At 71.4% G+C, this 7,089-nt stretch carries 7 protein-coding genes; 1 reads left to right on the forward strand and 6 read right to left on the reverse strand.

The genetic code is table 11. From position 1 onward, the window contains the following. Positions 1-514: 514 nt before the first annotated feature. Complete coding sequence (locus tag AC07A6_RS21840; protein WP_478778220.1) at positions 515-1,321, reverse strand: helix-turn-helix domain-containing protein; 807 nt, start codon at positions 1,319-1,321, stop codon at positions 515-517. Between the two features lie 23 nt (positions 1,322-1,344). Further along, complete coding sequence (locus AC07A6_RS21845; protein ID WP_478778181.1) at positions 1,345-1,854, reverse strand: DUF6879 family protein; 510 nt, start codon at positions 1,852-1,854, stop codon at positions 1,345-1,347. 347 nt (positions 1,855-2,201) lie between these two features. On the opposite strand from AC07A6_RS21845, the gene AC07A6_RS21850 reads away from it, so the two are divergent. Further along, entirely contained in the window at positions 2,202-2,687 is a 486-nt protein-coding gene (locus AC07A6_RS21850) for a hypothetical protein (RefSeq protein ID WP_478778182.1), read from the forward strand. On the opposite strand, the gene AC07A6_RS21855 is transcribed toward AC07A6_RS21850, so the two are convergent. The 4 genes from AC07A6_RS21855 to AC07A6_RS21870 form a co-directional block, all read right to left on the reverse strand. Further along, a complete protein-coding gene (locus AC07A6_RS21855) occupies positions 2,688-3,293 on the reverse strand; it encodes a DUF3885 domain-containing protein (RefSeq protein ID WP_478778183.1) in 606 nt (201 codons plus the stop codon). It abuts the gene before it with no gap. Continuing rightward, entirely contained in the window at positions 3,290-3,958 is a 669-nt protein-coding gene (msrA, locus tag AC07A6_RS21860; RefSeq protein ID WP_478778184.1) for a peptide-methionine (S)-S-oxide reductase MsrA, read from the reverse strand. Before msrA ends, AC07A6_RS21855 begins: the two co-directional genes overlap by 4 nt. Before the next feature lie 138 nt (positions 3,959-4,096). Then, complete coding sequence (locus AC07A6_RS21865; protein ID WP_478778185.1) at positions 4,097-5,239, reverse strand: hypothetical protein; 1,143 nt, start codon at positions 5,237-5,239, stop codon at positions 4,097-4,099. Then, the gene (locus AC07A6_RS21870; protein WP_362465840.1) at positions 5,236-6,834 is read right to left on the reverse strand and encodes a M48 family metalloprotease; all 1,599 of its coding nucleotides are present in this window, start codon (positions 6,832-6,834) and stop codon (positions 5,236-5,238) included. Before AC07A6_RS21870 ends, AC07A6_RS21865 begins: the two co-directional genes overlap by 4 nt. Between the last annotated feature and the right edge of the window lie 255 nt (positions 6,835-7,089).

Raw genomic sequence — 7,089 nt, forward strand, 5'->3', positions numbered from 1 at the left:
GATTCGGATGGGAAGGGCACCGCTGTCCCGCTCGGGGTGTGCCCGGGTGCCTCGCAGCGCCTCTGCGATCTGCTCGACGTGAGCAGCGGGGATCGAGCCCAGGTGCACGAGCGGCTCGCCTCGGGGCGTCACCTGTGGGCGTATCGCCGCGTACGCTCTCTCCGGCAGGCCCAGGGAGGCGAGTACCTCACGCATGGCATCGGAGGCGCTCAGAGCCGCTGTACGTCCGTCTCTCCAGGTCTGCATGTCCACTACCGGCCCCCAGAGTGCTTCTTGGGGTGCGCGACCAGCTCGACGTTGCAGTCCGAGACGGCGGACAGGTCCCCGGCGCCGTACGCCGCTGTGCGTTGCTTCGCAAGGGCAGCGCAGACACCGCAACCCGGCGCAGGCGCGGGTGGTGTGCGGGGGAGGGACAGTTGAACCGGCGGGTCCATCGTGGTGCTGGGGCTGCTCACTGGGATTCCCTCCCTCGGGTGTCGGCACCACTGATGCTTCACCCGCTGAGCAGCCCGTTCTAGGACCTTTCCTGTTGGGGCAAGAATCCGTCCCGGATGCCCTCGACCAGGGTTCTCATGACGTCGCCGTAGACCGCCACTGCGGCGAACCGTTCGAAGGTGTCGAGGTAGAGCTGGACGTCCTTCGGGTCGCGGGTGGTGACCTCGGAGTGGAACGTCTCCACGATGACGAGCCGGTCGTCGTGGAGACTGAAGCAGGTCATAGGGAAGTCGGGCATCCGGCGGTCGGACGGGACGACACCCAGCGAGACGTTGGGCAGACGGGACACGGATACGAGCCGGTCGAGCTGGAGCGCCATGACTACGGGCTCGCTGATGCGCCACCGGAGTACGTGCTCGCAGACCAGGAAGCGGAAGGACCGGCCTGGCTCGTACAGGACGGATTGCCGTTCGAGGCGGGCAGCCACGGTCTTGGCCCTGGTCTCCTCCGGCAGGGACGGAGGCAGGGAGAAGACGGCGGAGGCGTACTCGGGTGTCTGGAGGAGTCCGGGAATGAGCTGCCCCTGAAAGAGCCTGAGTGTCGTGGTGCCGGCCTCGATGGCCCGGATGGTCTTCTGGTGCTTCCACGGGCCCGTGCGGCGCAGCAGGCGCCATGCTGTGGCCTCGGTGGCTTCAGCGCGGGCGGCTGCCAGGAACTCTTCCTTGACTTCCTCGCTCACGCCTATGGCAGTGAGGACCAGGTCCACGTCCTGGACAGTCGGTCGCACCTTGCCCGTCTCGATCTTCGAGAGCTTCCCGGCAGACATGGAAGCCCTGCGGGCCACCGCGTCACCCGTGAGTCCGGATGCGTCGCGCAGCGCCCGCAGGGCTTTCCCGATCGAGTCGGCGGTCAGTGGTGCCGCTCCCCGTAGTCTGCGAAGGGCACCGCTTCGGCCAAGGCGCGGTCTCGGTAGTCCTGATACTCGGCAAGGCGGTGGGCAGGAAGCAGTTCGGCGCCGGTGAACGCGCCTTCTGGCGTGTAGTGCATCCGGTACACGTCCTGGTCGTCGAACAACCAGAAGTCGTGATCGGGCAGGCCGGTCACGGTCTGCTCTGACAGGTCGATGATTCCGATGGTCTCGCCGGCCGCGATGTTGCCCGGATAGGCGGCCAGTTCGTACCGCAGGTAGTCGGTCAGCGGAGACCGAAGGATGTGGACGCGTGAGACCTGCTTGCCCTTGTCGGTCATCGACCGTACCCATGGGTTGTCGTCCCAGGAGGGGCCCATGTCCCCGCCTGCCAGGAAGCGTTCGAACTCCTCGCGCTCCTCCTCCACGCTGTAGACGGCGAGCGTCTCCAGGCGGAAGGCGGTCCGCTCGAAGGTCTCGAAGAGACGGCCGAGCTCCTCACCGTTGAGCACGGAAGTACTCCTCCAGCACCGCGGCTGGGACCACGACGGCGGTTTCCCCCTCGGGCAGGTCGAGCTGCGCCAGCCGCTCGGGGTCCGTGATGACGTAGCCCTGCACTACGTAGTCCTTGGCGTCCTCAGTACCCCACAGCGTCGGGCACGTTCCGTTCCTGCACTCCGGGTCACCGGACAGCTTCCGCAGCATCCTCGCCCCCACATGTCGGCGTACGCCTGTCGTGTTCGATGCTCCCGAGCTGGTTGTGGTGGGGTCAAGTGCTGATCCTTTCCAGAACGGGAAAGCAGCCTCTCGGTTGGAATCGAGGATGCGTTGGGATGTGTGCGGCGGCTACAACGGCAGCATGACCGTCTTCCTGTGTGCCAAGTGCGGCGGCAGTCTTACGCCAGACCTGACGCCGCTGCCTGCCGTTCCCTCGGCGCCCGACGACGAGGAACGGGACAAGGAGAGCCGACTGGCGCCGGCCACCATGCCGCAGGGGCACTACGCGATTGAGACCGAACCGTGGGGCGCTCCGTATGTGCCGCATCCGGACCAGGAGGACGGCGGGCCTGCGCAGCCGCGTGGGCCCTGGCGGAGTGATGAAGGGGTCCTCATGGTCTCGGCCGGGCCGCTCGACAACATCGTGATCCACCCCGAGGACGCGCCCGACATCCAGCCGCTGCCGGACTGGGAGAACAGCAGCGGATGCTGCGGACCGTCCGGAGACAGCGGACTCAACCGTGCCTGCCCCTGTGGCGCCCGGGTGGCCACGCTCGCCGCAGACTGTTGGGGCCCGTACGAGCTCCATCTGGACGCGAAGCGGGTCTACGGCTACGACCCGTCCTGATCAGTACCCCGATGCGTGCGCGGACAGCCAGGCGGAGTGCCGGTCGCGCAGGCGGTCCCGTTCCTCGGACGTGGGGAGGATGACATCCGCGCCGCCGTCGTACGGGTGGTGGATGCGGGTGAGGTCCGGGTCCGTCACGAAGACGCCGGGCAGTTCCTCGTCCGCGACGGCGCGGAGCAGCGGGTCGAGGCAGCCGCGCTGCCAGGGGCGGCGGTCGGCGTAGAAGTACCAGCGCGTGTGGAAGGCCGGATTAGGGTCGTCGGTGTCGTCCAGGGTCGTCCACAGCGTGCCCTCCGGGTGGAGGGCGGCGCGGTGGGCCGAGTAGTCCGTCGGCTCGGACGGGTCGGCCCAGTCGATGGTCACCACGTACGTCTCGCCGCCCGCGAAGAGCTCGTCGAGGACCGTGTTGTAGCGGTCGAGGAGGACGGCGTACTCCGCTTCGTCCTCTGCGTAGCGTTTTGACTCCGGCAGGCTGTGGAAGCGGACCCAGCGGTCCTTGTACACCGTCTTCAACTCCCACGGCAGCATCGGCCCGGCAGGCCGGTGGGCCTGCCAGAGCCGGGTCAGCCGCTCGTGCGCCGGGTCGGGCAGCGGGGTGCCTCTCACTCCCCGGGAGCCTCGGCGATGCCGATCGGGCAGGCCACGCCCGTGCCGCCGATGCCGCAGTAGCCATTAATGTTGCGGTCGAGGTACTGCTGGTGGTACGGCTCCGCCGGCCAGAAGGGGCGGTCCTGTGCCGGGAGGACGGCGGTGGTGATGGTGCCGTGGCCCGCGGACGTCAGGACGCGCTGGTAGGCGTCCCGGGAGGCTTCGGCGGCCGCCTGGTGGGCGGGGGAGTGGGTGTAGACGGCCGAGCGGTACTGGGTGCCGACGTCGTTGCCCTGGCGGAAGCCCTGGGTGGGGTCGTGGGACTCCCAGAAGAGCTTCAGGAGGGTGGCGTAGGAGACCTGCGCCGGGTCGAAGACCACGCGGACGACCTCGGTGTGGCCGGTCTGGCCGGAGCACACCTCCTCGTACAGCGGGTTCTCGGTGTATCCGCCCTGGTAGCCGGCCAGGGTGGTCCACACTCCGGGTGTCTGCCAGAACTTGCGCTCGGCGCCCCAGAAACAGCCCAGGCCGAAGTCGGCCACCTCCAGTCCCTCCGGGTAGGGGCCGGACAGCGGGTTGCCGAGGACCGTGTGGCGCTCGGGCAGGGAGAACTGCGCTTCGGTGCGGCCCTTGAGGGCCTCCTCGCGGGTGGGCAGTTCGGGGGTGCGGCGGTACGAGAACATGGAATTCCTCCTTGTGGGAGGGACAACGGTCGGGGGGGGGGGGGGGGGGGGGGGGCCCTCCCCCCCCCCCCCCCCCCCCCCCCCCCCCCCCCCCCCCCCCCCCCCCCCCCCCCCCCCCTTCTCCCCCCGACCCCAGAACTACGCGTCCGGCGTGGTCACGTTCACCGCCCAGTCGCGGGCGTACAGGTAGCGCCGCTTCGGCTCCCCGGCGTACGTCCACGGCACGGCCCCGATGTGCCCGTCGACGTGGCGGAACTGCTCGACCGCCTCCGCGTCCCGGTCCTGCCAGAACAGCAGGTAGGCCAGCATGTGCCGGATCCGCGGGGTCCCCGGGTGCTCGTTGCCGGCGGCGGCCAGGTCCGCGAGTGCCGCGTCGGCCGCGGCGACGATCTCCGGCTCCTTGTAGTACGTCTCCGGCAGCAGGTCGTCCTCGTGCGTCTCCTGCTCGAAGTACGCCATCAGGGGGAGCAGCGTCAGCAGGTCGCCCGGCTTCCCGGCGGCCGCCGACTCGCGGGCGAAGGCCATGGCCAGCTCGTGCGAGCCCCGCCACTTCGCGCACCAGTACTGCAGGCCCGCGACGTGCGACCACAGCAGCCGCGGGGCGCGCTCGGTGATCCGCGCCCACAGCTCCCGGTAGCGCTCGTGCGAGTAGCCCAGGCCCATGCCGATGGCCTGCTCGACGACGTACGGGCTGGGGTCGGCGGGGTCGGCGAGCTGCTGCGCCTCGTGCGCGTCGGCCTGGGCCTTGGACAGCAGCTGGCGGAAGAGCCGGAACTGCTCCTGGGTGGTGCGGCTGCCGGACTGGCTGCCGCGTACGTTCCAGGCGACCATCACGCTGGTGTCGGCGTGGACGAGGGCCGCCGTGGCGTCCCCGGGCCGGGCCGCGCGCCAGGCCAGCAGCCACGCGTCGTCCTCGGCGGCGGCCTCGGCCAGCGGGCGCACCCGCTCCAGCCGCTCCTGCCAGTCCTGCCCGGCGGCATCGACGTACGCGGCGGCCGCCTCCCAGTCGCCGGAGCGGACGGCCGCCAGGACGGCGGTCCGGGCGGCCGGGACCGGTGCCGGGTTCTCGGTGTCGAGGTCGGCCTCGGCGACGAAGCCGAGCGCGACGGCAGCGGCCGCCTTGCGGGCCTCCTCGTCGGACTTGGCGGCCTCGGTCTGCGCGTCCAGGGCGCCGATCTCGGCTTCGAGGCGCTTGGCCTTGCGGATGAAGTACACCCCGCGCAGGACCCAGCAGGCGACGGCCAGCAGCAGGACGCCGATGACGGCGAGTACGACGGTCACGGCGCGAGCACCAGCTTCCGCAGGAGTTCGGTGTCGGGCACGTCGGCGACGGCCGCGTCCAGCGCGGGGCCGAGCTCGTCCTCGAAACCGGGAACGGGGTAGGACAGGGTGGCCGAGTCCGACCAGGACAGCTCCCAGCGGGCGGCGCCGCGGGCCAGCAGCTCGACGGTGACCAGCTGGCCGAGGGCCCGCCGGACGACCGGGCGGGCGAACTCGCGGGCGGTGCGGCCGGTCGCGGCCGCCGCCTCCTCGGACTTCGGGAAGCGGTCGGCGATCCGCCAGCGCACCGCCGGGTCGGCGTCGACCGCGTCCAGCAGGTCGCCCAGGCCCGGACCCGCGCCCTCGGCGGTGAGGGCCTCGCGGACCTCCTCCGCGCCCCGGCCGGTGTAGGTGGTCATCGACCGGTGGACGAGCTCGTCCCAGTCCACCCGGGTCAGCGCGAGCGCCTCGGGGGTGAGGACGGCCTGCTCCAGCGCGGCCAGCGCCTCCTGCGGGGAGGCGAGCAGCTCCAGCGCCGGGCGGGCCGCCTGGCCGGTCCGGCCGTCGTCGGGCAGGGCCTCGATGCGGGCCACGCGCTCGGCGAGTGCGGGGTGGGAGTCGTACGGGGAGGCGGGCTCGGTGGACAGGTCGTGGCGCAGCTTCTCCAGCTCGCCGGGGCGGGCGTCGAGCAGCTGGCGGAGTCCGCCGAAGACCTGGCCGGGGCGCGGCAGCAGGCCGGCGCCGACGCCGAGGGTGGCGTACGAGCTCATGTAGAAGCCGTGCGCCGAGTCGAGGGCGCTCAGCTGGCGCAGCGCGGAGGCGGCGGAGTCGCGGCCGGCGACGCGGACGGAGGCGAGGTCGGCGGCCAGTTCCTGGCGGCGGGAGGAGGAGAGGGTGGCGCGCATGTAGAAGTGGGCGTACCCGGTGTAGACCGCCGCCATCGCGCGGTACGAGAAGCCCGCGCCGTCGGTGTCGATCTCCTTGGCCTTCTTGCCCTTGGCCAGCCGCTTCTCGGCGCGCTTCTCCTGCTTGGCGCGCTCCTTGGCCTCGGTGTTGTCCGCGCGGTCGTGGAAGTGCCCGATGGTGCGCACGAGCTGGGCGCGGCCGCGGGCGATGAGCGGGGTGAGGCGGGTGTCGAGGTTGGCGTAGTGGCCCATCTCGTGGGCGAGGACGGCGCGCAGCTGCATCTCGTCCAGGCCCGTCATCAGGGGCAGGCCCAGGTAGAGGCGGCGGGTGCCGGAGACCAGGCCGAGCAGCCGGGAGTCCTCGGAGACGGCGGCGTTGACCTCGTCGATCAGCACGATCTCGTCGGGGGCGCGGGTGCCGACCTGGTCGGCGGTCTCGCGTACGGCCTGCCACAGGGCGGGCTCCTGCGCCTCGGTGACGCGGACGCCGGGCATGGGGTCGGCCTTGGGCGTGCGGAGCATGAACATGCCGCGGATGATCGGGATGGCGAGGACCACCGTACCGATGACGATCTTGCCGCCCACGGCGCCGTTGAGCCAGGAGACGGCAGCCCAGTCGATCAGCCCGAGGAGGGCGAGCAGGACGACGCTCAGCAGGTAGAAGCCGGCGAGCAGGACGAGGGCGCGCAGAGCGCGCAGCGAAGCGCCCATATGGTTGGGGTCCCCCCACGGGATGGTGCGGTTTTTGACGCGCACATGGTGCGATGTTTACGCGCACCTTATGGCCCGGCGCCGACATGCCGGGAGCGGGGGTACCGATATCCGGAGCGGGGGGGGGGGGGGGGGGGGGGGGCCCCCCCCCCCCCCCCCCCCCGGGGCCGTTTTGGGGAGTTGTCCGGGGGGTGCCCCTTGTCTCTTTCCCCGTCCCCGCCACCCGCCCCTCCCCCCCTGCCCACAGCGGGGAAG

It is taken from the genome of Streptomyces sp. NPDC044002 (assembly GCF_056434525.1).